Raw genomic sequence first — 24,895 nt, 5'->3', positions numbered from 1 at the left:
CGCGTTACCAAAACGTACATTGCAGGGAGCTTTTTCATGCGCGTCATTCTTTTCAGCAGCCAGACCTACGACCGCGACAGTTTTCTCGGCGTGCCGCTGCCGCCCGGCCTGGAACTGCAATTCCAGCCCGCCCGGCTCACCCTCGACACCGTGGCGCTGGCCGAACGCCACGAAGTGGTCTGCGCGTTTATCAACGATGACCTCAGCGCGCCCGTGCTCGAGCACCTGGCCACGGGCGGCACCCGCTTGATCGCGCTGCGCTCGGCCGGTTACAACCATGTCGACCTCGCCGCTGCCAAACGCCTGGGCCTGACCATCGTGCGTGTGCCCGCCTATTCGCCTCATGCCGTCGCCGAACACGCCGTGGCACTGATTCTCGCCCTGAACCGGCGCCTGCACCGTGCCTACAACCGCACCCGCGAGGGCGATTTCAGCCTGCATGGCCTGACCGGCTTCGACCTTGTCGGCAAGACCGTCGGCGTGGTCGGCACCGGGCAGATCGGCGCCACCTTCGCCAAGATCATGGCCGGTTTCGGCTGCCACCTGCTGGCCTACGACCCGTTCCCCAACCCGCTGGTCCAAGCGCTCGGTGCGCGCTATGTGAGCCTGCCCGAGCTGCTGGCCGAAGCGCAGATCATCAGCCTGCACTGCCCGCTCACCACCGACAGCAAGCACCTGATCAACGCCCGCTCCCTGGCGCAGATGCAGCCCGGCGCAATGCTGATCAACACCGGGCGCGGCGGCCTGGTGGACACCCCCGCGCTGATCGAAGCGCTCAAGGACGGCCAACTCGGCTACCTGGGGCTGGATGTGTATGAAGAAGAAGCCCAGCTGTTTTTCGAGGACCGCTCCGACCTGCCCCTGCAGGACGACGTGCTCGCGCGCCTGCTGACGTTCCCCAATGTGATCATCACCGCGCACCAGGCATTTCTCACCCGCGAAGCCCTGGCGGCGATCGCCGAGACCACCCTGGCCAACATTGCGGCCTGGGCCGATGGCCGGGCGCAGAATCGTGTCGACGGATGATCAGCGGTCACATACCAGGCGCATGATCCGCAGGCGCGCGTGCTAGGATGCCGCGCCTATTTGGAGGAACCATGGCCGAACACGATTTCCGCTTCAGCTTGCTGAGCCCGCAACACACCCTGATCGAATGCCGCGCCCTGGTGCCGGGCCGCTATCAGGTCACCGGCAACGGTGGTTCGATCAAGCATGGCGACGTACTGATCGTCACCCTGCGCGGCAGTAAAACCCTGTCGATGCGCCTCACCGTCGAAGGTGACGCGCGCTACTCCATCCGCCCGGCAGGCCAGTGGGTCGCCATGGCCCAGGGGCCGAAGTTCGGCGAACTGGAGATTCACACCTGGAAGGTCAACTGCGACAGCTGCGAGGCCGTGCTGGAGTTTGAATTCGCAGTGGAGACCAAGCTGACCAAGGATCCGCTGCAACCGGCCGCCAATGCGCGCATTGCCGAGTTGGGCTGGGCCAGCGAAGGCGCCAAGCACCGCTGCCCGAAATGCCAGAAGGCCGCGCAATGAAAGCCCTGCTTCTGCTGGCCGCCGTCGGCGCGAGCCTGATGGGCTGCGCTGGCGATGCGGCAAAGCTCGAGCGGGATCACAGCTACGTGGTGGAATGGATCGGTGAGCGGCCGCTGATGGATTACGCGCACCTGAGTGTCACCCTGGGCGCCGATGGGCGCGCCTACGGCAACGGCGGGTGCAACCACTGGTTCGCACCGTACACCGTGGAGGGCGACAAACTCAGCTTCGGCAAGATCGGCAGTACGCGCAAACTCTGCGGCGACGCCCTGATGGAGCAGGAACACCGCTTCTTTCAGGCCCTGCAAGGCGTTGAGCGCTGGGACATCTCGCCGATCGAGCAGACCCGCTTCTGGCCGGCCGAAGGCAAGCCTATCCGCCTGTGGCTGGAAGAAGGCTGATAGCAGGCTCAATGGAATCTAACTGTGGGAGGGGGCTTGCTCCCGATTGCGCTATGTCAGTACCGAATATGTTGGCTGACACACCGCCATCGGGAGCAAGCCCCCTCCCGCATGTTCAACCGCGCAGGGCCTTGAGCTTGGCCAGCACGCCTTGCGCCGTCTGTTCGCCCATCAACTGCTCACGCACCTTGCCCTTGTCGTCGATGATGTAAGTCACCGGCAACGCTTCGCTGCGTGGAATATCAAAGATCCCGTCCGGGTTCTGCGCCAGCACGGTGAACTTGATGCCCAGCTTGTCACTGGCTTCCTTCAGTTCCGCGCCCTGCACATTGTCGAAATTGACCCCGAACACGCCGACGTTCTGCCCTTTGAGCTGTTCAGCCAAGGCATTGAGCTCCGGGATTTCCGTGCGGCACGGGCCACACCATTCCGCCCAGTAGTTGACCACCAGCCATTGCTTGTCCAGGCGTTCGGCCGCCACTTTCTGGCCATATTGGTCAACGCCGTAGTCATTACCGCAGCCGCTGAGCAGCAGGGTTGTGATGATCGCCAATGCACCGATCAGTCGCCTTGTCATGGGGTAATCCTTCGCAAAAATGAACGTTGGCTGCGACGGATCGCCTCTTACGGTTTAAGGACCGGGCGCAGCGCAGGTAGAATACCCGCCACCTTACGCAAGATGCGACCCGCACATGACCGATCTGACGCTTTATCACAACCCGCGCTGCTCGAAATCCCGCGGAGCGCTCGAACTGCTGGAAGCACGCGGCCTCGCGCCGACGGTGGTGCGCTACCTGGAAACCCCGCTGAATGCCGCGCAACTGAAGGCCCTGCTGGGCAAACTGGGGATCAGCGCACGCCAATTGCTGCGCACCGGCGAAGAGGAATACAAAACCCTCAACCTGGCAGACGCGACGCTCAGCGAAACACAGTTGATCGCCGCCATCGCCGAGCACCCCAAGTTGATGGAACGGCCGATCCTCGAAACCCCCGACAAAGCCATCATCGGCCGCCCACCGGAGAGCGTGCTGGAGATCCTGCCGTGAGTGCGCCGTATGTGCTGGTGTTGTATTACAGCCGCAACGGCTCGGTCAGCGAAATGGCCCGGCACATTGCCCGAGGCATCGAACAAGGCGGGATGGAAGCGCGCCTGCGCACCGTACCGGCGATCTCCAGCGAGTGCGAAGCCGTAGCGCCGAGCATTCCGGCCGAAGGCGCGCTGTATGCCAGCCTGGATGATCTGAAGAACTGTTCAGGCCTGGCCCTGGGCAGCCCGACCCGCTTCGGCAATATGGCCGCGCCATTGAAGTACTTTATCGACGGCACCAGTAACCTGTGGCTGACCGGCGCCCTGGTCGGCAAACCGGCCGGGGTGTTCACCTCCACCGCCAGCCTGCACGGCGGCCAGGAGACCACGCTGATGTCGATGCTGCTGCCGCTGCTGCACCACGGCATGCTGATCACCGGCCTGCCCTACAGCGAACAAGCGCTGCTCGACACCCAGGGTGGCGGTACGCCTTATGGCGCCAGCCACCATGCTGGCCCCGACGGCAAGCGCCTGCTGGATCAACATGAAATCGCCCTGTGCAAGGCCCTCGGCCTGCGCCTGGCGAAAACCGCTGCGTTGCTGGAGAACGGCCGTGGCCAAAAAACCTAAGATCCTGCCACCCCAGGCATGGCTGGAGCCGCGGGTCAAAGTCGCACGCGCCCTGAGCCTGCTGGCGTTTTTCGGCCTGGTGGGCCTGCTCTGCGTGTATTACCTGTTCGTCGCCGACCTGCACGGCGCACGGCCGTGGGTGATCCTGCTGATCGAACTGGTGCCGCTGCTGGTGCTGGCGCCGGGGATACTGATCGGCAGCGCACGCGGACATTCATGGATGTGCTTTGTGGTGAACCTGTATTTCATCAAGGGCGCACTGGCGGCGTATGACCCGAACCGCCAGTGGTTCGGCGTGCTGGAAATGCTCGCGAGCCTGGCGCTGTTCTGTACGGCGCTGCTGTATGTGCGCTGGCGGTTCCAGTTGGATCGGCGCTTGGCCGGCGAGGGTCAGCCAGCCTGACCCGCCGTCATCGCGGGCAAGCCCCACATCTGGAATGCAGTTTCCTGTGGGAGTGGGCTTGCCCACGATGGCATCACCTCGGTCTCAATGATTGACCGTATACGCCAGCATCATCGACAACTGACACATCGGCCGCCCGCTCTCGGCATGCCACTGGTTGAACGCCCCCTGCACCGTCGCCAGGTCGCGCAGGCTGGTGGGGGCCTTGTCGACGATCTTCTGCGCGTGCAGTGCCGCGACCACGTCATCGCTCGGCACGAACGTATCCTTGCCCACCATGCGCAGAAAGCGCGGCGCCGACAGCCCGCCCAACTGATGACCGTGCTTGCTCAGGTATTTCCACAAGCCGACGATATCGGTCACCGGCCAGTCGGCGATAAACGCGCCGAAACTACCCTTCTCCTGGGCGATATCCAGGATCATCTGCGCGTTGCGCGGCACACTCTTGAGCTTGCCCAGGTGGCGGATGATGCGCGTATCCTGCATCAAGCGCTCCAGGTGCTCGGCGCCCATCAGCACGACTTTTTCCGGGTCGAAGCCAAAGAACACCTGCTCGAATGCAGGCCATTTGGCATCCACCACGCTGTGCTTGAGCCCGGCGCGGAAAACCCGCAGCGCCAGGGTTGACAGGTAGCGATCATCACTGATCTGGCGTAATTGCGCCGGCGTCTTGGGCACAGGCAGACGGGCTTCCAGTTCGGCCGCCGAACCGAAGCGGTTCAGACAATATTCGTGCAGCCACTTGTAATCGCGCATGCCCTCTCCTGGGGATTGAAATGAAAACGGCGCCTGTGAGCGCCGTCGTTCAGAGCGTTGAGAAACGTCAGAGGTTCACCACGTTGACGAAGCGCGAAGCGGCGTTCTCGTCGATACGCAGGCTGGTGAAGTCGAACAGGTTACGGTCGGCCAACTGCGACGGGATCACGTTCTGCAAGCTGCGGAAGATACTCTCGGTACGCCCTGGGGTCTTGCGTTCCCAGTCCTGGAGCATCTCCTTGACCACCTGGCGCTGCAGGTTTTCCTGGGAGCCGCACAGGTTGCACGGGATGATCGGGAATTGCTTGAAGTCGGAGTAGGCCTGGATGTCCTTCTCGTTGCAATACGCCAGCGGGCGAATCACCACGTTGCGTCCGTCATCGGCGCGCAGCTTGGGCGGCATGGCCTTGAGGGAGCCGTTGAAGAACATGTTGAGGAAGAATGTCTCGACGATATCGTCGCGGTGATGCCCCAGGGCCATCTTGGTCGCACCGATCTCATCGGCAAACGTGTAGAGCGTGCCACGGCGCAGGCGCGAACACAGCGAGCAGGTGGTCTTGCCCTCCGGGATCAGCTCCTTGACCACCGAATAGGTGTCTTTTTCGACGATGTGGTACTCGATGCCCAGTGTCTTGAGGTAGGCCGGCAGCACGTCTTCGGGGAAGCCCGGTTGTTTCTGGTCCATGTTGACGGCAACGATCTCGAACTTGATCGGCGCAACCTTTTGCAGGTGCAGCAGCACGTCGAGCATGGTGTAGCTGTCTTTGCCGCCGGAAAGGCAGACCATGACCTTGTCGCCGTCCTCGATCATGTTGAAATCGGCGACCGCTTCACCGGCCAGGCGACGCAGGCGTTTTTGCAGTTTGTTCTGGTTGACCGTAAGAGTGCCCATGGCGCTTGGATCCGCTAGAGGTGTGTGACGAAAAGCGCGGTATTTTACCGGTAAGGTTGACCAAGTTCCAATGTGAGAGGGAGCAAGCCTCCTCCCCCACTTGAGTGCATTGCCAACGACAGACCGCGCCGCGATTAAGCCCACTGTTTACAGCGCAATTTGCTCTAAAGCCCTACGGTTTTTCCGGTCATCACTTCCTATACTGCGACTTGAGGTCGCACATAACTATCCAGACCTTTCAGGCCATCTGGCCCGTGGGCGCTCCGATGGGGGGCGATGGTAATAACGACAGGAGTGACTGGCATGATCCATCACGTCGTGGGGCTTTTTACCCATCCCGACCAGGAATGGCGGGAAATTCGTGGCGATAAAGAAGAAAGCGTCGGCCACATGTACCTCACTCACACCTTGATTCTCGCGGCGATCCCCGCCGTATCAGCTTTTATCGGCACCACCCAGGTCGGCTGGGTCATCGGCAGTCGCTCCCCGGTCATGCTGACCCAGGAAAGCGCCTTGTGGATGACCGTCATGTCATACCTGGCGATGCTCGGCGGCGTAGCGGTCATGGGCGCCTTCATTCACTGGATGGCGCGCACCTACGACTCCAGCCCCAGCATGGCGCGTTGTGTCGCCTTTGCCACCTACACCGCGACACCGTTGTTCATCGGCGGGCTGGCGGCGCTCTACCCGCACATGTGGCTGGGGATGGTCGTCGGCACGGCAGCGATCTGTTACACGGTGTACCTGCTGTATGTGGGGTTGCCGACGTTCATGAGCATCGATCCGGACGAAGGCTTTCTGTTTTCCAGCTCGGTGTTGGCCGTGGGTCTGGTCGTGCTGGTGGCAATCATGGCGTTCACCGTGATCGTCTGGGGTCTGGGCGTTGGCCCGATCTATACCAACTAAGCGGTTTCACCCAGCAGGCAAGGCCACCGCAAGGTGGCTTTGTGCGCCATGCATGACCATTCGGCGCCTGACCGATTCGGAAACACCCGCCTTTGCGGCATACTGGCCACCTCTGGAGAGATGTACAGCATGCCCGAGCAACTCAATACCCGCGTCGAAGATTGTTTCCTGCTAGCCGAATCCTTTTTCAAACGAAGCTTCAAACGCCCCCAGGTCAGCCTCAAGTTGCGGGGCCAGAAAGCCGGTGTCGCGCATTTGCACGAAAACCTGCTGCGCTTCAACCCACAGTTGTACCGAGAAAACAGCCAACACTTCCTGAAACAGACCGTGGCCCATGAAGTGGCGCACCTGATCGCCCACCAATTGTTTGGCGAGCGCATCCAGCCCCATGGCGAGGAATGGCAACTGATCATGCGCGGCGTGTATGAACTGCCGCCAGATCGTTGCCACACCTATGAGATCAAGCGCCGCCAGGTGACCCGCTATATCTACCGCTGCCCATGTGCCGACAGCGACTTCCCGTTTTCGTCACAGCGCCATGGGCTGGTGAGGCAGGGGCGGCGTTATCTGTGCAGGCGCTGTCGGCAGACGTTGGTGTTTACCGGGGAAACTCGCGTTGAGTGAAATATGCGGTGTGTGTGAGGGCCTCATCGGGGGCAAGCCCCCTCTCACATTTTGACCCTGTTCACAGAGCTAATTGTGGGAGGGGGCTTGCCCCCGATGAGGCCCGCCCAGTCACTACACAATCACCTTGGCAGCACGCAACGCGCTGATGCGCTGTGAGCTCAAGCCCAACTCCATCAGCACTTCATCACTGTGCGCGCCCACCGCGGCCCCGATATGCCGAGGGGCTGGCAACCCTTCGGAGAACTTCAGCGGGCAAGCCATCTGCGCCTGGGTCGAGCCGTCGGGCCGCGGCACCTGGGTGACCAGTTCCCGCGCCTTCAACTGCGGATGCTCCACGGCTTCGCTCAGGCTCAGCACCGGTTCGACGCACGCATCGACCCCGGTAAACAACTCGCACAATTCCTCGAAGCTGCGCTTCTCGAACTCAACCTGCAGCGCCTGCTTGAGCGCCTTTTGCTGCTCAGGCTCGGACGACAAGCCTTGTGCCGCCAGTTCCGGTCGCCCCAACGCGGCGCACAATTGCTGCATGAATGCCGGTTCCAGACTGCCGACCGACATCCAGCGCCCATCGCGGGAACGGTAATAATCGTAGAAACTGCCGCCATTGAGCACATGGGTCTCCCTCCCCGGCTCCACGCCACAGGCCAGGTAGCCAGCGCCGGCCATGGCATTCAAGCTGAACGAGCAGTCGGTCATGCTCACATCCAGGTACTGGCCAACGCCGCTCTGTTGCCGCGCAATCACCGCCGCGAGCAGGCCCACCACCGCGTGCAGCGAGCCGCCGGCGACATCCGCCAATTGCACGCCCAACGGCAGCGGCCCGCTGTCCCGCCGCCCGGTATGGCTGGCCACTCCGGCCAACGCCAGGTAGTTGATGTCGTGCCCGGCGCGGTCCTTGTAGGGGCCGGTCTGACCGTACCCAGTGATCGACACGTAAATCAGCCGCGGGTTGATCGCCTTCAACGCCGCATACCCCAGGCCCAGGCGCTCCATCACCCCGGGGCGAAACTGTTCGAGCACGATGTCGTAGCCCTTGACCAGCTCGCGCACAATCTCCAGCGCCTCGGCCTGCTTCAGATCCAGGGCGAGGCTGCGCTTATTGCGATTGAGGTAAGCATGGCTCGCCGAGGTGCCCTGATCATGGGGCGGCAGCACGCGCAGCAGGTCCATGCGCGTGGGCGATTCGATGCGCAGCACCTCGGCGCCCATGTCCGCCAGCATCAGCGACGCAAACGGGCCGGGCAGCAAGGTGGAAAAATCCAGTACTTTGAGCGACGCCAAGGGACCTGACATGGAGACTCCGTTTCCGATTCGACTGGCGACAGCGTAGTCAGCCTTCAGCGCCGACGGCAATCGTCAGAACGATCATCGGCAGTGACCGTTTTGATCACGGCGGGCTTTTTCCCGGCGGCGGCCTTATCATTGGCCTACGTTTGCTTGCAGGGGGTTCCATGAAATTTGCGATAGCACTGTTTTCCGCCGCCCATGCGCCCTCCTCGCGTCGCGCCTTGCTGTTCGCCCAGGCGGCGCTGGCCGGCGGACACGAGATTGTGCGCCTGTTTTTTTATCAGGACGGCGTCTACAGTGCCTCCAACACCATCGTTGCGCCACAGGATGAGCAAGACATCGCTCGCCAATGGCGTGAGTTTGTCAGCGTGCATCAGTTGGACGCCGTGGTGTGCATCGCCGCCGCTCTGCGCCGTGGCGTGCTCGACAGCGAAGAAGCCGCGCGTTACCAGCGCAGCGCGGTGAACCTGGAGGCGCCATGGGAGCTGTCGGGCCTTGGGCAATTGCACGACGCGACCCAGGCCGCCGACCGCCTGATCTGTTTTGGAGGGCCGTGACATGTCCAAATCCTTGCTGGTGATCAGCCGCCAGGCACCGTGGTCCGGGTCGAGCGCGCGGGAAGCCCTGGATATCGTATTGGCCGGCGGCGCGTTCGATCTGCCCATCGGCCTGTTGTTCCTGGATGACGGCGTGTTCCAACTGGCGCCGCACCAGGACGCCAAAGCCGTGCAGCAAAAAGACCTCGGCGCCAACCTGCAGGCACTGGGGCTGTTCGGTATCGATGAGGTGTTTGCCTGCGGCCATAGCCTGGCTGCGCGCGGGCTGACGCACCCGGTCAATGCACAGCCGCTGAACGACGAACAGATTTCCCAGTTGATTGACCGTTACGACCAGGTGATAACCCTCTGATGTCGACTTTACATGTGGTGTCCCACTCCCCGTTTACCGATAGCCGCCTCGACAGCTGCCTGCGCGTCTGTGGCAGCGACGATGCGATCCTGCTCTGTGGCGACGGCGCCTACGGGCTGCGTCACCCGGCGCTGCTGACCAAAGGCGTGAAGGTCTTTGTGCTGGCCGAAGACAGCCTGGCGCGCAACCTGCCGCTGCCCGACTGGGCCGACTGCGTGGATTACCCAGGTTTCGTGCAGCTGTCGATCGACTACGACAAGGTCAACACCTGGCTATGAACACCCTGACCGTGGGCGCGCGCACCCTCGAACTGGACAAGGACGGCTACCTCGTCGACCTGAACGAGTGGTCGGCCGACGTGGCCAACGCCCTCGCCGCCGCCGAAGCCCTCGAGCTGACCCCGGCGCATTGGGAAATCCTCGAGCTGCTGCGCCAGTTTTATCAAGAGTTCCAGCTGTCCCCCGCCACACGCCCGCTGATCAAGTACACCGCCTTGAAGCTGGGCGCGGACAAGGGCAACAGCCTGCACCTCAACAAACTGTTCAACGGCACTCCCGCCAAACTCGCCGCCAAGCTGGCCGGCCTGCCCAGACCGACGAATTGCTTATGACCGACTTTGCTCCGCTGACCCTCGAAACCCCTGCCGAGCACCCGTTTGCGCCGTTCGTGCGTATCCTGGGCAAAGGCAAGCGCGGTGCGCGCAACCTGACCCGCGAAGAAGCCCGCGAAGCCATGGGCATGCTGCTTGACGAAAAAGTCGAAGACACCCAACTCGGCGCCTTCCTCATGCTGCTGCGCCACAAAGAGGAAAGCCCGGAAGAACTCGCCGGTTTCACCGAAGCGGTGCGCGAGCGCCTGCACGCCCCGGCGCTGAAGGTGGATATCGACTGGCCGACCTATGCCGGCAAAAAGCGCCACCTGCCGTGGTTCCTGCTGGCCGCCAAGTGCCTGGCGCAGAACGGTGTACGCATCCTCATGCATGGCGGCGGCGCCCACACGGCCGGCCGGCTGTACACCGAGCAATTGTTGGAAAGTCTACAGATCCCGCTGTGCCGCAATTGGCAGCAGGTCGAGACGGCCTTCGAGCACGGCAACCTGGCATTCATCCCGCTGGGCGACTGGGCCCCGCAACTGCAACGCATGATCGACCTGCGCAACACCCTGGGCCTGCGCTCGCCGATCCACTCCCTGGCACGCCTGCTCAACCCGCTGAATGCACGCTGCGGCCTGCAAAGCATCTTCCATCCCGGCTACCAGGGCGTACACCGCGATGCCAGCGGCCTGCTCGGCGACACGGTGATTGTGGTCAAGGGCGATGGCGGCGAAATCGAGATCAACCCCGACACGATCAGCCACCTCTACGGCAGCACCGGTGGCGAAAGCTGGGACGAAGAATGGCCCGCCCTCGCCGCCCAGCGCCATGTCAAACCGGCCAGCCTGGAGCCCGAGCAGTTGAAAGCGCTGTGGCGCGGCGAGGTCGAGGACAGCTACCCGCAACTCGCCTTGATCGCCACCATGGCCCTGGCCTTGCGCGGCCTCGGGCATCCGCGGGAGCAAGCGTTCGAATTGGCCCAGCAATACTGGGACGCACGGGATAAATCGATTTAATCGATCATTCCCCCGCAATCTTTGCGCTTTTAGTTCGAACTCATCCCTTTAGACTGGACTCCAACGCTTATTAGCCAAGGAGCCAGTCATGGGTTTGCTGATTGAAGGACGCTGGCACGACCAGTGGTACGAAAGTAGCGCGGATGGCGCGTTCCAGCGGGAACAGGCACAACGCCGCCACTGGGTGACCGCTGACGGCCAGCCCGGCCCCAGCGGCGAAGCTGGCTTCAAGGCCGAAGCCGATCGTTACCACCTGTATGTGTCGCTCGCCTGCCCGTGGGCCCATCGCACGCTGATCCTGCGCAAACTCAAGGGGCTGGAAGGTCTGATCGACGTGTCTGTGGTCAGTTGGCTGATGCTGGAAAACGGCTGGACCTTCGACAAAGCCCGCGGCTCCAGCGGCGACTCGCTGGATGGCTTCGCGTTCATGCACCAGCGCTACACCGCCGACACGGCCGATTACACCGGGCGCGTCACGGTGCCGGTGCTGTGGGACAAACAACTCAAGCGCATCGTCAGCAATGAATCAGCGGAGATCATCCGCATGTTCAACAGCGCGTTCAACGGGCTGACCGGCAACACCCTGGACTTCTACCCCGAGGCTCTGCGCCTGAGCATCGATGCGCTGAACGAGCGCATCTACCCCGCCGTGAACAACGGCGTGTACCGCGCAGGTTTCGCCACCTCGCAGCAGGCCTATGAGCGTGCGTTCGATGATGTGTTTGCCGAACTGGACCACTTGGAACAGCACCTGGGCGAGCATCGCTACCTGGCCGGTGAGTACCTGACCGAGGCGGATGTTCGGCTGTTTACCACGCTGATTCGATTTGATGCGGTGTATTACAGCCACTTCAAATGCAACCTGCGGCGGATTGCGGATTATCCGAATCTGTCGAATTGGTTGCGGGAAATCTATCAATGGCCGGGAGTGGCCGAGACGGTGGACTTTGCGCACATCAAGGGGCATTACTATGCCAGCCACCGCACCATCAATCCGACGGGGATTGTGCCCAAGGGGCCGTTGCAGGTGTTTGATACCGAGCATGATCGCGTGCGGTTGAGCGGTAAGGGCGTCTGGCGCTGATCCAGAGGATGGGTTGGATCTAATGGCCTCATCGGGGGCAAGCCCCCCCCACATTGGAAGGCATTCCAAAATGTGGGAGGGGGCTCGCCCCCGATGCATTCAGGCTCAGACCTGGGCCTGGGCGCCTTCAAACCATTTGAGCTTCTCGCGCAGCACCACCACTTCACCGACGATCACCAGCGTCGGCGCATGCACTTCATGCTCCGCCACCAGGCGCGGCAGGTCGGCCAGGGTGCCGGTGAACACGCGCTGGTTGGACGTGGTGCCCTGCTGGATCAACGCCGCTGGCGTGTCCGCCGAACGTCCATGCTTGATCAACTGTTCGCAGATGATCGGCAAACCGATCAAGCCCATGTAGAACACCAGGGTCTGCGACGGGCCCACCAGATCACCCCAAGGCAGGTCCGAGGTGCCGTTCTTCAGGTGCCCGGTGATAAAGCGTACCGATTGCGCATAGTCACGGTGGGTCAGCGGAATCCCGGCATACGCCGCGCAGCCGCTGGCCGCCGTGATCCCCGGCACCACCTGGAACGGAATGCCATGGGCCGCCAGTTCTTCGATCTCTTCGCCGCCACGGCCGAAGATGAATGGATCGCCGCCCTTGAGGCGCAGCACGCGCTTGCCTTGCTTGGCCAGGTCGACCAATTGCTGGTTGATCTGGTCCTGGGGCACGGCGTGATCGGCGCGACGCTTGCCCACGTAGACGCGCTCGGCATCACGACGGCACAGCTCAAGAATCGCTGGGGCCACCAGACGGTCGTAGAGCACCACATCGGCTTGCTGCATCAAACGCAAGGCGCGGAAGGTCAACAGGTCCGGATCGCCGGGGCCGGCGCCCACCAGGTAGACTTCGCCCGGCGCATAAGGCGGCGCGCCGTTGACCTTTTCGATCAGCAAACGCTCGGCTTCATCGCCCTGCCCGGCCAGTTGCCGGTCGGCAATCGGGCCCTGGAAGACTTCTTCCCAGAACGCGCGGCGCTGCTGCACGTCCGGGTACAAACGCTTGACCTGGGCCCGAAAGCGCGCCGCCAGCCCGGCCAACTGGCCATACGTGGACGGAATCCAGGTTTCCAGCTTGGCCCGGATCAAGCGCGCCAACACCGGCGCATCGCCGCCGCTGGACACCGCGATCACCAAGGGCGAACGGTCGACAATCGCCGGGAAGATCACGCTGCACAGGGCTGGCGCATCCACCACGTTGACCGGTACGCAACGGCGCTTGGCATCACTGGACACTTGCGCGTTCAGCGGTTCGTCATCCGTTGCGGCGATGATCAGGGTGCAACCGTCAAGGTCGGCCTCCTGATAACCGCGCACGATCAGTTCCCCGCCACTGCCCAGCACCAGTTCACGCAACTGGTCTTCGATCTGGGGAGCAACCACCCGCAGCAGCGCACCGGCGTCGGCCAGCAGGCGGGACTTGCGCAAGGCAATCTCCCCGCCACCGACGACCAACACACGACTGCCGCGCAGGTTATGAAACAGCGGCAGAAATTCCATTTAGCCGATGACCTCGATGCCCGCCATGTACGGCTTGAGCACGTCCGGCACACGGATCGAACCGTCGGCCTGCTGGTAGTTTTCGAGCACGGCCACCAGGGTACGGCCTACAGCCAGGCCCGAACCGTTGAGGGTATGCACCAGTTCCGGCTTGCCGGTTTCCGGGTTGCGGAAACGCGCCTGCATGCGACGGGCCTGGAAATCACCGCAGTTGGAGCACGACGAGATCTCGCGGTATTTGTCCTGGCTCGGCACCCACACTTCGAGGTCGTAGGTCTTCACGGCGCTGAACCCCATGTCGCCGGTACACAGCGCCAGCACGCGGTACGGCAGCTCCAACAGTTGCAGCACGCGTTCGGCGTTGGCGGTCAGACCTTCGAGGGCTTCCATGGAGGTCGACGGCTCGACAACCTGCACCATCTCGACTTTGTCGAACTGGTGCTGGCGGATCATGCCGCGGGTATCGCGCCCCGATGCACCGGCTTCACTGCGGAAGCACGGCGTGTGGGCGACGAGCTTGAGCGGCAGGTGCTTGGCGTCGAGGATCTCGCCGGCGACGATGTTGGTCAGCGACACTTCGGCGGTCGGGATCAGGTACAGGTCGGCTTCGCCATCGCGGCTGATCTTGAACAGGTCTTCCTCGAACTTCGGCAACTGGCCGGTGCCCTGCAGGGCCGGCGCCTGAACCAGATACGGGGTGTAGGCCTCTTCGTAGCCGTGCTCGCCGGTGTGCAGGTTGATCATGAACTGCGCCAGGGCGCGATGCAGGCGGGCAATCGGGCCGCGCAGCAAGGCAAAGCGCGCACCGGACAGCTTGGCGGCGGTTTCGAAATCCAGGCCGCCGTTCAGTTCGCCCAGGGCGACGTGGTCCTTGATCGCGAAATCAAAGGCCTTTGGCGTGCCCCAGCGGCGCACTTCGACGTTGCCGTCTTCGTCCGCACCGACCGGCACCGACTCGTGCGGCAGGTTCGGAATGCCCAGCAGGATCGAATCCAGCTCGCCCTGGATCTTGTCCAGTTCGAGTTTGCCGTCGGACAGCTCGGTGCCCATGCGCTCGACATCCGCCATCAACGGCGCGATGTCTTCACCGCGCTGCTTGGCTTGCCCGATGGACTTGGAACGCGCATTACGCTCAGCCTGCAGTGCTTCGGTGCGGGTCTGGACGGTCTTGCGCTGTTCTTCCAGCGCTTCGATGCGCGCAACATCCAAGGCAAAGCCACGGGATGCCAGGCGGTCCGCTACGTCCTGAAGGTTGCTACGTAACAGTTTGGAATCGAGCATGTCGGTCTCTCGTTTATCAAAGTTTGGTCAAGGACAGGCCGGCCCAGGTGGCGAGCAGCCCGCCGAACACGCTGATGCCCAGGTACCCGAAGGCAACCAGGGCCTGCCCGCTTTCCAGCAGGCGCACCGTATCCAGTGAAAAGGATGAAAAGGTCGTCAGACCGCCTACAAAGCCGACAATCAAGCCGGCACGAATTTCAATCGGCACTTCCGGGCGCAACAGGAACCAACCGTACAACAGCCCGATGATCAGGCAGCCCACCAGGTTGACCGCCAGGGTCGCCGTATAAAAATGCCTCGGCCAGTTGGCGTTAACCCAATTACCAGTGGCGAAACGCAATAATGTACCAGCGATGCCGGCAACGGACACGGCAAGAATCGTCTTGAGCACTACTTTCTCCGCTGTTTGGGGCTGAGACGGTCGAGTTGAGCGAGGTGATTGAGCTTTTCACCGATCTTCAGCTCCAGGCCACGGGGCACTGGCTGGTAGAACGGCTGCGGCTCGAGCGCGTCGGGGAAGTAATCTTCGCCGGCGGCATAGGCGTCCGGCTCATCGTGGGCGTAGCGGTATTCATCGCCGTAACCCAGTTGTTTCATCAATTTGGTCGGCGCATTGCGCAGGTGCAGCGGCACCTCGAGGGAGCCATGTTCGGCCGCGGCACGCAGTGCCGATTTGAAGCCCATGTACACCGCGTTGCTTTTCGGCGCGCAGGCCAGGTAGGTAATGGCCTGCGCCACCGCCAGCTCGCCTTCGGGGCTGCCCAGGCGCTCCTGCACTTCCCACGCCGCGAGGCACAGGCTCAAGGCGCGGGGGTCGGCGTTGCCGATGTCTTCGCTGGCCATACGCACCACGCGGCGCGCGAGGTAGAGCGGGTCGCAGCCACCGTCGATCATGCGCGCGAACCAGTACAACGCGCCGTCGGGGTTGGAGCCGCGCACCGATTTGTGCAGCGCCGAAATCTGATCGTAGAACGCTTCGCCACCCTTGTCGAAACGCCGGCGTGTGTCGCCGAGCAGGCTTTGCAGGAGTTCGACGCCAATCTCGCTGCCGTCCTCGGCCAGGTCGGAGGCGTTCTCCAGCAGGTTCAGAAAGCGCCGCCCATCGCCGTCGGCGGCGCTGAACAGGATCTTGAAGCCTTCATCGCTGAGGCTCAACTGCCGCTTGCCCAAGCCCTTGTCTTCGCTCAAGGCGCGCTGCAGCAGCTTTTGCATCGCCGCTTCATCCAGGCTCTTGAGCACATACACCCGCGCCCGCGAGAGCAAGGCGTTGTTCAATTCGAAGGACGGGTTCTCGGTGGTCGCACCGATAAAAATCAGCGTGCCGTCTTCGACATACGGCAAGAACGCGTCCTGCTGCGACTTGTTGAAGCGATGCACTTCGTCGACGAACAAGATGGTGCGCTTGCCGTATTGCCCGGCCTGCTGCTTGGCCACTTCCACGGCCTGGCGGATCTCTTTGACCCCAGCCAGCACCGCCGAGACCGTTTCGAAGTGAGCATCCGAGACTTTCGCCAACAGCCGCGCCAGCGTGGTTTTACCCACCCCCGGCGGCCCCCAGAAAATCATCGAGTGCAGCGCTCCCTGCTCCAGGGCTTCGCGCAAAGGCTTGCCGCGAGCGAGCAGGTGTTCCTGACCGACGTACTCATCCAGGTTGGTCGAACGCAAGCGTGCGGCCAGGGGCTGAGCGATCGGGTCACTTCGAAACAGGTCCATGGGCAGCGTTTGAAACCTCTAGGCAGGTTATTCCTGGATCACGTCGGCACCCTTGGGGATGTCGAACTTGAACGTGGACGCGGGCACCGGCACGTTGGCCTTGACCCCGGTGAACAGGATATCGGTGCGCTGGCCGACGCTGTCGATCAGGCGCATGTTATTGATCACGCCGTTACCGAACGAAAGGTGCAGGCTGTCGAACAGCGTGTCCTTGGATTTCGGCTTGAGGGTGAATTCGATCACGTTGCTGGTTTGCTTGGAGGTGATCTCGAAGCTGTCGTTGATCTTCGACACATCGCCCGACAGCAACAGCGCCGGGGTCTGGTTCAAGCGCGGATCAAGCTTTTTGATGGTCGCCTGTTCCAGGTCCGGGTCCCACAGCGTGACTTTCTGGCCATCGGAAACGATGGTCTGCTCGGCCTTCCCTTCCGTGTGCCAGTAGAACAGCCCAGGGCGCTGCACGGCCATTTCACCGGCGGTTTCCTGCAACTGGGTGCCGCCGGCATCCAGGGTCAGCTGGGAGAAGCGTGCGGTCAGGGTCTTGGATTTGTCCAGCAGGTTGGTCAGGCTGGCGACGGAGGCCGGATCAGCGTGAGCCGAAACAGCAGTCAGGGCCAGTGCCGGCAACAACAGCATGCGGATAAGACGCATGGGAGTCCTCATTGAGTCGTTAGGGCGCGCCGCGTGCTGCCACGCGGCGCGTGATCAGTCGCGCATCTGCCCGGGGGCGATGACTTCGCGCGAGCCGTTGGTGTTCATTGCGGTGACGACGCCGGCATTTTCCATGGCTTCGATCATGCGGGCGGCACGGTTGTAGCCGATTTTCAGCTTGCGCTGCACGGCGGAGATCGAGGCGCGACGGCTTTCCAACACGAAGGCCACCGCTTCGTCGTACAGCGCGTCGGTTTCGGCATCATCGTCGCCACCACTGCTGCCGCCGTCGAAGCCGCTGCCGGCTTCTTCAACACCGGCGAGGATGTCGTCGTTGTATTCCGGCGCACCGCGCAGTTTCCAGGCTTCCACCACGCGATGCACTTCATCGTCGGAAACGAACGCGCCATGCACGCGAATCGGTAGGCTGGTGCCCGGCGGCATGTAGAGCATGTCACCGTGGCCCAGCAATTGTTCGGCGCCGCCCTGGTCGATGATGGTCCGCGAGTCGATCTTGCTCGACACCTGGAACGCCATGCGCGTCGGGATGTTGGCCTTGATCAGACCGGTGATCACATCCACCGACGGCCGCTGGGTCGCGAGGATCAAGTGGATACCGGCAGCACGCGCCTTCTGTGCGATACGTGCGATCAACTCTTCAACCTTCTTGCCGACGATCATCATCATGTCGGCAAATTCGTCGACCACCACGACGATGGTCGGCAACTTGGTCAGCAATGGCGCTTCGTCGTGGATGCTTTCGCGCTTGTACAGCGGGTCGGTCAGCGGCGTGCCGGCGTCCTGGGCTTCCTTGACCTTGGCATTGAAGCCCGACAGGTTGCGCACGCCCATCTTCGCCATCAGCTTGTAGCGCCGCTCCATCTCGGCAACGCTCCAGCGCAGGGCGTTGGCGGCGTCCTTCATGTCGGTGACCACCGGGCAGAGCAAGTGCGGAATGCCTTCGTAGATCGACAATTCGAGCATCTTCGGGTCGATCATGATCAGCTTGGCGTCTTCCGGGCCGGACTTGAACAGGATCGACAGGATCATCGCGTTGACCCCCACCGACTTACCCGAACCGGTGGTACCGGCCACGAGCAGGTGAGGCATTTTCGCCAGGTCGGTGATTACCGGCTTGCCGCCGATGTCATGGCCCAGGGCCAGGGTGACCGGCGATTTGAAGTTGTCGTATTCCGGGGTCGACAGCACCTCGGAGAAGCGCACGATCTGACGGTCTTCGTTGGGAATCTCGATGCCCACGGTGGTTTTGCCGGGGATCACTTCCACCACGCGCACGCTAGTCACGGCCAGGGAGCGGGCGAGGTCTTTGGCCAGGTTGGAGATTCGGCTGACCTTGACCCCGGCCGCTGGCTGGATTTCGTAACGGGTAATCACCGGGCCGGGGTGGATCGAGTCCACCGAGACTTCGACGCCGAATTCCTTGAGTTTGATTTCCAGCAGATGGCCGACGGCCGCCAGGGACTCCGGGGAATAGTTGAGCTGTTTCTTCTCGGCCGGGTCGAGAATCGAGATCGGTGGCAGCGTGCCTTCGACCGCGCTGTCGACAAACAACGGTGCCTGTTTTTCTTTCTGCACGCGATGGCTCGGTTCGGGAGCCTTGGGCGGCGCCGGGGCAATCACCGGCGGCACCTGTTTCTCGCGCTCCGACATGTGCTTGCTCAGGGCTTGTTCGCGTTCGATCAGGCGTTCCTTGACCTTGGCCTGTTCACGCCGGTCCGGCGTGCTCGGGGCCACGACCTCGTTGACGCGGGTGTCCACCTCGCGCAATTGGGCCACCATGCGCTTGCGCTCCACCCGGGCCGCCCACCAGCGGTTCGCGGCGCCCTGGAACAGCTCCAGCAGGTCGAGGGTGATTTTGCCGGTCACGTCCATCACCTTGAACCACGACAGGTCGGTGAACACGGTAAGGCCGAACAGGAACAGCGCGATAAACATCAGGGTGCTGCCCTGGATATTCAGGGTCTTGCGGGCCAGGTCGCCGAGGCTCTCACCCAGCGCGCCGCCAGCACCCGCCGGCAGGCCGGTCGGCGCATGGAAATGGATATGCGCCAGCGCCGCGCCGGACAGCACCAGGAACACCAGGCCGATCAGGCGCCAGGAAAACAGCCAGCCACTCCACTGCCACGGCTCATGACGCTGGCGGAAGATCTGCCAGGTCTTGATCGCCAGCAGCAACGGGAAGATGTACGCGAAATAACCCAGCACCATGAACAGGATATCGGCGCTGTAGGAACCGGCAGGCCCACCGAAGTTCTGCACGTCATCGATCTTGCTGTTGTGGCTCCAGCCCGGATCGTCCTTGCCATAGGTGAGCAAGGCCATCATCAGGAACAGGCACAGCGCGCCGATGGCGATCAGCGCACCTTCCTTGAGCCGATAATGCAGGTGCTGACGCCAGGCCGGCACGACTGTTTTTTGTGTCGCGGTGGATTTCTTCAAAACGGGTCTTTTCCTGCGCCTTTAGCGCGTCCATCTGTTGAATGACTGCACACTGCCGCCCAATCCGAGCAGCCGAAAAATAAACGAACGCCGTTAAATCTACCTTTAACACCGAGCGATTGACGAGTGAAACGGCGATAACGCCAGAATGCCCGCATTGTACGGGTTTGTGTCCGCGATGCCACGCCCTTGCCCCTTGCGCGGCAGCCTGGACAATTCACGGGTCAAACACTGTTCAATTTGAGCATGCATTGTCTTTGCTGACAAAGGCTTATGCGCTGTTTTTAGCAATCCAGGCAAGCTTGGCAATTGGCCTGCATGGGGCAGCCCCGAATACGACCACGTCTCAGAGAGAGAGTTGCAGAAACACCCGCTCATGCTAATCCACAGCAATGCCCGATTCGGGCTGGCCCCCTGACGCCGTGTCGACAATAATCAACCTCCTGGGCAGGCCCGACGCCTGCCACTCCCCTCCCCTTCCGTAAGCCTGGATGCCATGCTGACCTGGTTACAACGCGACACCCTGACCTTCCCGCCGCTGGCCAAAGCCATGCGCGAACCCAACGGCCTGCTCGCCGCCGGTGGCGACCTGTCGGCCGAGCGACTGATCCAGGCCTATCGCCACGGCTGCTTTCCGTGGTTCTCGCAAGGCCAGCCGATTCTCTGGTGGTCACCGGACCCACGCACGGTGATTTTCCCCGACGAACTGCACGTATCCCGCAGCCTGGGCAAATTATTGCGCCAGCAGCGCTATCGCGTGACCTTCGACCAGGACTTCGCTGCGGTCATCCAGGCCTGCGCTGCGCCTCGCGCCTATGCAGATGGCACCTGGATCACCGAAGGCATCCAGAGCGCCTACCAGGAGCTGCACGCACGGGGTTACGCGCACTCGGTCGAGGTCTGGGACAACGGCGAACTGGTGGGCGGCCTGTATGGGCTGGCGATGGGCCGGCTGTTTTTTGGCGAATCCATGTTCAGCCGCGCCGATAACGCCTCGAAGTTCGGTTTTGCCACGCTGACCCGGCAGCTGCAGGCATGGGGTTTTGTGCTGATCGACTGCCAGATGCCCAACGATCACCTGCACAGCCTGGGCGCCCGCGCCATACCGCGCAGCGAGTTCGCCGGCTTCCTGCGCGACTATCTGGACCAACCCAACGCTGGACCGTGGGTTTCCTAGGCGACTTCCTCGCACCTGGCTTACACTTATTTCAAAGCTTATCCGAGGGTTGATCATGACCGAGCTGGCGCGCTTGAAGTTTTATGCCACTCAAGCCCACTCTTGCAGCTATCTGCCCGACGAACAGGCCACTACGCTGTTCCTCGACCCCAGCCAGCCGATGGACGTGCATGTGTATGCCGACCTTTCGGAAATGGGCTTTCGGCGCAGCGGCGATCACCTGTACCGACCGCACTGCCAAAACTGCAATGCCTGCGTGCCGGCACGTATTCCCGTGGCGCAGTTTGTGCCGGACCGCAATCAGAAGCGCATCCTCAAGCGCAACGCCGACCTGACGGTCACGGCGGCCAACCCCCGGTTCAGCGAAGAATACTTCGATCTTTACCAGCGCTACATCGAACAACGCCACGCCGACGGCGACATGTTCCCACCCAGTCGCGACCAGTTTTCCACCTTCCTGGTGCGTGAACTGCCCTTTTCACGCTTCTACGAATTCCGACTCGACGGGCGCCTGCTGGCCGTCGCCGTGACCGATTTGCTGCCCAACGGCCTGTCGGCGGTGTACACCTTCTATGAACCCGACGAAGAGCGGCGCAGCCTGGGACGCTTCGCGATCCTCTGGCAAATCAGCGAAGCCCGGCGCCTGGAACTGGAGGCGGTGTACCTTGGATACTGGATCAAAAACTGCAAAAAGATGAACTACAAGACCCAATATCGGCCGATTGAACTGCTGATTAATCAAAGATGGGTCACGCTTAACTAGAACCTCTTGGCTTAAACACCCTTTTTCGGGCACAATGCACGCCGCTTTTGCCTGGCGCAGTTGCACCGGGCCATTCACTGGATACCGAGGGCTTTACTGCATGTCGAAAGAAGACAGCTTCGAAATGGAAGGCACTGTCGTCGACACCCTGCCCAACACCATGTTTCGTGTGGAGTTGGAAAATGGGCACGTCGTAACCGCGCATATCTCCGGCAAGATGCGCAAGAACTACATTCGTATTCTTACCGGTGACAAAGTGCGCGTCGAGCTGACGCCCTATGACTTGAGCAAAGGGCGCATCACTTACCGCGCCCGCTAATCAAGTCAATACAAGACGCCCGGTTATGCCGGGCGTTTTTGTGTGTATAGAATTTACCTGACACCCGAAACCCAATGCGGGAGGGAGCTTCCCCCCTCCCACATTGGATCGCCATTGTTCTGGCAATTACATTTCAAGACAGTAAAAAGGCGCCTTTCGGCGCCTTTTGCGTAGCTGCAGAACGATCAGGCCATTTCGGCCGTGGTTTCGAACTCGAAGGTCAGCTCGCCGTCCTTCAGGTCGATATGCACCACGCCACCATGGTCGGAGAGCTCGCCGAACAGGATCTCTTCGGCCAATGGCCGCTTGATCTTGTCCTGGATCAGACGCGCCATCGGGCGAGCGCCCATTGCCGCGTCGTAACCACCTTCGGCCAGCCAATTGCGCGCCGCGTCCGTCACTTCCAGCTGCACGCGCTTGTCTTCCAACTGCGCTTGAAGCTCGGTGAGGAACTTGTCCACCACGTTTTTGATGACCTCATGGCTGAGGCGACCAAACTGGATAATGGTGTCCAGACGGTTGCGGAACTCCGGCGTGAAGCTCTTCTTGATCACTTCCATCGCATCGGAAGAGTGATCCTGATGCGTAAAGCCGATCGACGCCCGCGCCGCGGTTTCAGCACCGGCGTTGGTGGTCATGATCACGATCACGTTGCGGAAATCCGCCTTGCGCCCGTTGTTGTCGGTCAGGGTGCCGTGGTCCATGACCTGCAGCAGCAGGTTGAAGACTTCCGGGTGAGCCTTCTCGATTTCATCGAGCAGCAATACGCAATGCGGTTGCTTGGTGATCGCCTCGGTCAACAGGCCGCCCTGATCAAAACCGACATAGCCCGGAGGCGCACCGATCAGGCGCGACACGGTGTGACGCTCCATGTATTCGGACATGTCGAACCGCACCAACTCAATGCCCATGGCCTTGGCCAACTGCCGGGCCGCTTCGGTCTTGCCGACGCCGGTCGGGCCGGCGAACAGGAACGAACCGACGGGCTTGTCCGGCGACTTGAGGCCCGCCCGCGACAACTTGATCGCAGTGGACAGCGAGTCGATGGCCGCATCCTGGCCAAACACGGTGAGCTTGAGGTCGCGCTCCAGGTTACGCAGCAGCTCTTTGTCGGAGGTGGTGACGTGTTTTGGCGGAATCCGCGCGATCTTGGCCACGATATCCTCGACCTGAGCCACGTCGATGCGCTTCACACGCTTCTCGACCGGCTGCAGACGCTGATAGGCACCCGCCTCGTCGATCACATCGATGGCCTTGTCCGGCATGTGCCGATCGTTGATGTAGCGCGACGCCAGCTCGGCAGCGGCCCGCAACGCTTCATCGGTGTACTCGATGCCATGGTGCGCTTCGAAACGCCCCTTCAGCCCACGCAGGATGCCGATGGTGTCTTCAACCGAAGGCTCGGACACGTCGACTTTCTGGAAGCGACGCGCCAGGGCACGGTCTTTCTCGAAGATCCCGCGGAATTCCTGGAACGTGGTCGAGCCGATGCAGCGGATATCACCCGACGACAACAACGGCTTGAGCAGGTTGGAAGCATCCATCACACCACCGGAGGCCGCACCAGCCCCAATGATCGTGTGGATTTCATCGATGAACAGGATCGCCTGCGGGCGTTTTTTCAGCTCGCCGAGCAGCGCCTTGAAGCGCTTCTCGAAATCGCCGCGGTACTTGGTCCCGGCGAGCAACGCGCCGAGGTCAAGGGAGTAGACGACGCTGCTGGCCAGCAAGTCCGGCACCTGGTTGTCGACGATACGCTTGGCCAGGCCTTCGGCAATCGCGGTTTTACCCACGCCCGCCTCACCTACCAGCAACGGGTTGTTCTTGCGACGACGCGCTAGGATCTGCGCCACGCGCTCAACTTCAGCCTCGCGCCCCACCAGCGGATCGATCCGCCCCTGGCGCGCCAGCTCATTGAGATTGCTGGCATAGGCATCCAATGGGTTGCCCGAAGAAGAAGACTCACCGCCCTCGTCGTCCTGCATTTCCTGCTCACCCTCGGAATGATCGCCGTGCCCAGGCACTTTGGAGATACCGTGGGCGATGTAGTTGACGACATCGATACGGGCAACGCTCTGCTGCTTGAGCAGGAACACTGCCTGGCTTTCCTGTTCGCTGAAGATGGCGACAAGCACATTGGCGCCCGTGACTTCACGCTTACCGGAGCTCTGTACGTGGAAAACAGCACGCTGCAATACCCGCTGAAAGCCCAGGGTCGGCTGGGTTTCACGGTCCTCGTCATGCACGGGGATCAGTGGCGTCGTGGAGTCGATGAACTCCTGCAGGTCATGCTTGAGTTTGTCGAGGTTGGCGCCGCACGCACGCAAAACGGTGGCGGCAGCTTCGTTATCCAAAAGTGCCAGCAGCAGGTGCTCGACGGTCATGAATTCATGACGCTTCGAACGGGCCTCTTTGAAGGCAAGATTGAGGGTGACTTCGAGCTCGCGGTTTAACATAGCTTCACCTCATACCCAAGTGGTCGGCGTTAACCGTCCTTCTCGATTTCACAGAGTAGCGGATGCTGGCTTTCCCTGGCGTACTGGTTGACCTGCATGGCCTTTGTCTCGGCGATGTCGCGGGTAAACACTCCACATACTGCCCGTCCTTCTGTGTGAACGGCCAGCATTACCTTGGTCGCCAACTCGCGGTTCAGGTTAAAAAACACCTCGAGTACTTCGACCACGAAATCCATCGGTGTGTAGTCATCGTTGAACAAAACCACCTTGTACATCGGCGGCGCCTGTAGAGCAGGCTTGGCCTCCTGAACAGCAATGCCTGCAGAACCGTCGTCATCGTGCTCGTGATCCGGTCGATCCTGATTGAATGTTAGTCGAATCTGGCTGATTGCATGCATGGAAAGAAAGGTTCGTCAGTGGTTCAAATACAGTGGTGGGGGCGACCTGTCAGAATTTCAACTCTGACCGTTCGGTCACCTTGACTATCGGCAAATCGGTGTTACAACC

The 24,895-nt window shown here is 61.7% G+C and carries 29 protein-coding genes; 17 read left to right on the top strand and 12 right to left on the bottom strand.

Annotated elements, in window-relative coordinates:
- Positions 1–36 precede the first annotated feature (36 nt).
- The 3 genes from AC07W0_RS07705 (at position 37) to AC07W0_RS07695 (ending at position 1,939) form a co-directional block, all read left to right on the top strand.
- The gene (locus tag AC07W0_RS07705; protein ID WP_017848020.1) at positions 37–1,026 is read left to right on the top strand and encodes a 2-hydroxyacid dehydrogenase; all 990 of its coding nucleotides are present in this window, start codon (positions 37–39) and stop codon (positions 1,024–1,026) included.
- 71 nt (positions 1,027–1,097) lie between these two features.
- Positions 1,098–1,538 (top strand): hypothetical protein, encoded by a 441-nt coding sequence (locus AC07W0_RS07700; RefSeq protein ID WP_102617230.1) that lies wholly within the window; start codon positions 1,098–1,100, stop codon positions 1,536–1,538.
- Positions 1,535–1,939 (top strand): META domain-containing protein, encoded by a 405-nt coding sequence (locus AC07W0_RS07695; RefSeq protein WP_102617231.1) that lies wholly within the window; start codon positions 1,535–1,537, stop codon positions 1,937–1,939. The genes AC07W0_RS07700 and AC07W0_RS07695 overlap by 4 nt, the downstream gene beginning before the upstream one ends.
- A 115-nt stretch (positions 1,940–2,054) precedes the next feature.
- On the opposite strand, the gene AC07W0_RS07690 is transcribed toward AC07W0_RS07695, so the two are convergent.
- Positions 2,055–2,516, bottom strand: coding sequence for a TlpA disulfide reductase family protein (locus AC07W0_RS07690; RefSeq protein ID WP_017848023.1), 462 nt, complete (start codon positions 2,514–2,516; stop codon positions 2,055–2,057).
- Positions 2,517–2,631: 115 nt separating this feature from the next.
- On the opposite strand from AC07W0_RS07690, the gene arsC reads away from it, so the two are divergent.
- The 3 genes from arsC to AC07W0_RS07675 are packed head-to-tail and all read left to right on the top strand — an operon-like array spanning position 2,632 to position 3,999.
- Complete coding sequence (gene arsC / locus AC07W0_RS07685; RefSeq protein WP_017848024.1) at positions 2,632–2,985, top strand: arsenate reductase (glutaredoxin); 354 nt, start codon at positions 2,632–2,634, stop codon at positions 2,983–2,985.
- On the top strand, positions 2,982–3,596 hold the full coding sequence (gene wrbA, locus AC07W0_RS07680; protein WP_046485241.1) for an NAD(P)H:quinone oxidoreductase: 615 nt from the start codon (positions 2,982–2,984) through the stop codon (positions 3,594–3,596). Before arsC ends, wrbA begins: the two co-directional genes overlap by 4 nt.
- Positions 3,580–3,999: a DUF2069 domain-containing protein gene (locus AC07W0_RS07675; protein WP_017848026.1), complete on the top strand. Its 420-nt coding sequence runs from the start codon at positions 3,580–3,582 to the stop codon at positions 3,997–3,999. Before wrbA ends, AC07W0_RS07675 begins: the two co-directional genes overlap by 17 nt.
- Positions 4,000–4,083: 84 nt before the next feature.
- On the opposite strand, the gene AC07W0_RS07670 is transcribed toward AC07W0_RS07675, so the two are convergent.
- The gene (locus AC07W0_RS07670) at positions 4,084–4,755 is read right to left on the bottom strand and encodes a DNA-3-methyladenine glycosylase I (RefSeq protein ID WP_017848027.1); all 672 of its coding nucleotides are present in this window, start codon (positions 4,753–4,755) and stop codon (positions 4,084–4,086) included.
- 67 nt (positions 4,756–4,822) lie between these two features.
- Positions 4,823–5,647: a tRNA 2-thiocytidine(32) synthetase TtcA gene (gene ttcA / locus AC07W0_RS07665; RefSeq protein WP_017848028.1), complete on the bottom strand. Its 825-nt coding sequence runs from the start codon at positions 5,645–5,647 to the stop codon at positions 4,823–4,825.
- A gap of 303 nt (positions 5,648–5,950) precedes the next feature.
- Here ttcA and AC07W0_RS07660 point away from each other — a divergent pair, with 303 nt between their 5' ends.
- A complete protein-coding gene (locus AC07W0_RS07660; protein ID WP_102617232.1) occupies positions 5,951–6,553 on the top strand; it encodes a Yip1 family protein in 603 nt (200 codons plus the stop codon).
- 129 nt (positions 6,554–6,682) lie between these two features.
- Positions 6,683–7,177: a SprT family zinc-dependent metalloprotease gene (locus AC07W0_RS07655; RefSeq protein ID WP_026140162.1), complete on the top strand. Its 495-nt coding sequence runs from the start codon at positions 6,683–6,685 to the stop codon at positions 7,175–7,177.
- Between the two features lie 114 nt (positions 7,178–7,291).
- Here AC07W0_RS07655 and AC07W0_RS07650 read toward each other — a convergent pair whose 3' ends face one another.
- On the bottom strand, positions 7,292–8,473 hold the full coding sequence (locus tag AC07W0_RS07650; RefSeq protein WP_102617233.1) for a CaiB/BaiF CoA transferase family protein: 1,182 nt from the start codon (positions 8,471–8,473) through the stop codon (positions 7,292–7,294).
- Positions 8,474–8,631: 158 nt separating this feature from the next.
- On the opposite strand from AC07W0_RS07650, the gene tusD reads away from it, so the two are divergent.
- From tusD to AC07W0_RS07620, 6 genes are all read left to right on the top strand, one after another.
- On the top strand, positions 8,632–9,024 hold the full coding sequence (tusD, locus tag AC07W0_RS07645; protein ID WP_017848032.1) for a sulfurtransferase complex subunit TusD: 393 nt from the start codon (positions 8,632–8,634) through the stop codon (positions 9,022–9,024).
- 1 nt (position 9,025) lies between these two features.
- Positions 9,026–9,376 carry a sulfurtransferase complex subunit TusC gene (gene tusC, locus AC07W0_RS07640; protein WP_102617234.1) on the top strand — a complete coding sequence of 117 codons (351 nt, stop codon included), beginning with the start codon at positions 9,026–9,028 and terminating at the stop codon, positions 9,374–9,376.
- A complete protein-coding gene (gene tusB, locus AC07W0_RS07635) occupies positions 9,376–9,654 on the top strand; it encodes a sulfurtransferase complex subunit TusB (protein WP_017848034.1) in 279 nt (92 codons plus the stop codon). Before tusC ends, tusB begins: the two co-directional genes overlap by 1 nt.
- A complete protein-coding gene (locus tag AC07W0_RS07630) occupies positions 9,651–9,986 on the top strand; it encodes a TusE/DsrC/DsvC family sulfur relay protein (RefSeq protein WP_017848035.1) in 336 nt (111 codons plus the stop codon). The genes tusB and AC07W0_RS07630 overlap by 4 nt, the downstream gene beginning before the upstream one ends.
- Positions 9,983–10,984, top strand: a complete 1,002-nt coding sequence (locus AC07W0_RS07625) for a glycosyl transferase family protein (protein WP_102617235.1) — start codon at positions 9,983–9,985, stop codon at positions 10,982–10,984. The genes AC07W0_RS07630 and AC07W0_RS07625 overlap by 4 nt, the downstream gene beginning before the upstream one ends.
- Before the next feature lie 88 nt (positions 10,985–11,072).
- Positions 11,073–12,068, top strand: a complete 996-nt coding sequence (locus AC07W0_RS07620; RefSeq protein ID WP_102617236.1) for a glutathione S-transferase family protein — start codon at positions 11,073–11,075, stop codon at positions 12,066–12,068.
- A 105-nt stretch (positions 12,069–12,173) separates the two neighbouring features.
- Here the strand turns inward: AC07W0_RS07620 and cysG are convergent, their stop codons facing one another.
- From cysG to ftsK, 6 genes are read right to left on the bottom strand one after another with little or no spacing between them, the layout of a single operon-like run.
- Positions 12,174–13,568 (bottom strand): siroheme synthase CysG, encoded by a 1,395-nt coding sequence (gene cysG / locus AC07W0_RS07615; protein ID WP_017848038.1) that lies wholly within the window; start codon positions 13,566–13,568, stop codon positions 12,174–12,176.
- Positions 13,569–14,849 (bottom strand): serine--tRNA ligase, encoded by a 1,281-nt coding sequence (gene serS, locus AC07W0_RS07610; RefSeq protein WP_017848039.1) that lies wholly within the window; start codon positions 14,847–14,849, stop codon positions 13,569–13,571.
- Positions 14,850–14,865: 16 nt separating this feature from the next.
- Positions 14,866–15,240, bottom strand: a complete 375-nt coding sequence (gene crcB, locus AC07W0_RS07605) for a fluoride efflux transporter CrcB (protein WP_017848040.1) — start codon at positions 15,238–15,240, stop codon at positions 14,866–14,868.
- Positions 15,240–16,562, bottom strand: coding sequence for a replication-associated recombination protein A (locus tag AC07W0_RS07600; protein WP_017848041.1), 1,323 nt, complete (start codon positions 16,560–16,562; stop codon positions 15,240–15,242). The genes crcB and AC07W0_RS07600 overlap by 1 nt, the downstream gene beginning before the upstream one ends.
- Positions 16,563–16,589: 27 nt before the next feature.
- Positions 16,590–17,213, bottom strand: coding sequence for an outer membrane lipoprotein periplasmic chaperone LolA (lolA, locus tag AC07W0_RS07595; RefSeq protein WP_017848042.1), 624 nt, complete (start codon positions 17,211–17,213; stop codon positions 16,590–16,592).
- A gap of 54 nt (positions 17,214–17,267) precedes the next feature.
- The gene (gene ftsK / locus AC07W0_RS07590; protein WP_017848043.1) at positions 17,268–19,673 is read right to left on the bottom strand and encodes a DNA translocase FtsK; all 2,406 of its coding nucleotides are present in this window, start codon (positions 19,671–19,673) and stop codon (positions 17,268–17,270) included.
- Positions 19,674–20,169: 496 nt separating this feature from the next.
- On the opposite strand from ftsK, the gene aat reads away from it, so the two are divergent.
- The 3 genes from aat to infA all read left to right on the top strand — a co-directional run bounded on the left by aat (position 20,170) and on the right by infA (position 21,932).
- Entirely contained in the window at positions 20,170–20,850 is a 681-nt protein-coding gene (gene aat, locus AC07W0_RS07585) for a leucyl/phenylalanyl-tRNA--protein transferase (protein ID WP_017848044.1), read from the top strand.
- Between the two features lie 55 nt (positions 20,851–20,905).
- Positions 20,906–21,613, top strand: a complete 708-nt coding sequence (locus tag AC07W0_RS07580) for an arginyltransferase (RefSeq protein ID WP_017848045.1) — start codon at positions 20,906–20,908, stop codon at positions 21,611–21,613.
- 100 nt (positions 21,614–21,713) lie between these two features.
- Positions 21,714–21,932: a translation initiation factor IF-1 gene (gene infA, locus AC07W0_RS07575; protein WP_002553999.1), complete on the top strand. Its 219-nt coding sequence runs from the start codon at positions 21,714–21,716 to the stop codon at positions 21,930–21,932.
- A gap of 185 nt (positions 21,933–22,117) precedes the next feature.
- On the opposite strand, the gene clpA is transcribed toward infA, so the two are convergent.
- A complete protein-coding gene (gene clpA, locus AC07W0_RS07570) occupies positions 22,118–24,388 on the bottom strand; it encodes an ATP-dependent Clp protease ATP-binding subunit ClpA (RefSeq protein ID WP_017848046.1) in 2,271 nt (756 codons plus the stop codon).
- 29 nt (positions 24,389–24,417) lie between these two features.
- Positions 24,418–24,786, bottom strand: coding sequence for an ATP-dependent Clp protease adapter ClpS (clpS, locus tag AC07W0_RS07565; RefSeq protein WP_010567912.1), 369 nt, complete (start codon positions 24,784–24,786; stop codon positions 24,418–24,420).
- Between the last annotated feature and the right edge of the window lie 109 nt (positions 24,787–24,895).

Source organism: Pseudomonas sp. GW704-F2, from assembly GCF_059423025.1.
Note: the sequence above shows the minus strand (reverse complement) of the source record. Positions and strands in the feature narration are given on the sequence as shown.